At 41.6% G+C, this 678-nt stretch carries 1 protein-coding gene; it reads left to right on the top strand.

The features are described 5' to 3' along the window. Positions 1 to 678, top strand: a 678-nt coding sequence (locus ABEB23_RS18065; RefSeq protein WP_498371355.1) for an Ig-like domain-containing protein, incomplete at both ends; no start/stop codon positions are given.

Raw genomic sequence — 678 nt, 5'->3', positions numbered from 1 at the left:
GCAGCTTTAACAGATGCTGGAACAGGTTGTGAAAGTGCTTCAAGATTAGCAGTTACTGTAATTGTAACTGATCCTGGAACACCGACATTGGTGACAGCAGGAACACAAAACTTCTGTACAGTAAATGTACCGACTTTTGCAAGTGTTCAGTTTACTCAATCTAATATCGTTTGGTACACAGCAGCAACAGGCGGAACTGTTATTCCATCAACAACAGCTTTAACAAGCGGAACTTATTTTGCAGCGATTTCAGATCCGACAACAGGTTGTGAAAGTGCTGTAAGATTAAGTGTCAATGTAAGTGTAAGCAATCCTGCTACACCAACAACTACAGCTGCTTCTCAAACTTTCTGTACTGGTACAAATCCAACGGTAGCCAATATCCAGGTGAATGAACCTAATGTAGTATGGTACACAGCAGCAACTGGCGGAACTGCATTAGCTTCTATGGCAGTACTAACAACAGGAACTTATTTTGGTGCCATAAAAGATCCGGCAACAGGATGCGAAAGCAGCGTGAGACTGCAGGTAGCAATTACAGTTGGTAACACAGTAAATCCGACAACAAATAATGCTTCTCAAACTTTCTGTTCAACAAATTCGCCAACAGTGGCAAATATTCAGGTTAATCAAACCAATGTAACATGGTTTGCAACAGCGACAGGAGGAACAGCTATT

The sequence above is a fragment of the Flavobacterium maritimum genome (assembly GCF_040049085.1).
Lineage (GTDB): Bacteria > Bacteroidota > Bacteroidia > Flavobacteriales > Flavobacteriaceae > Flavobacterium > Flavobacterium maritimum.
This window is presented reverse-complemented; position numbering and strand designations above follow the sequence as displayed.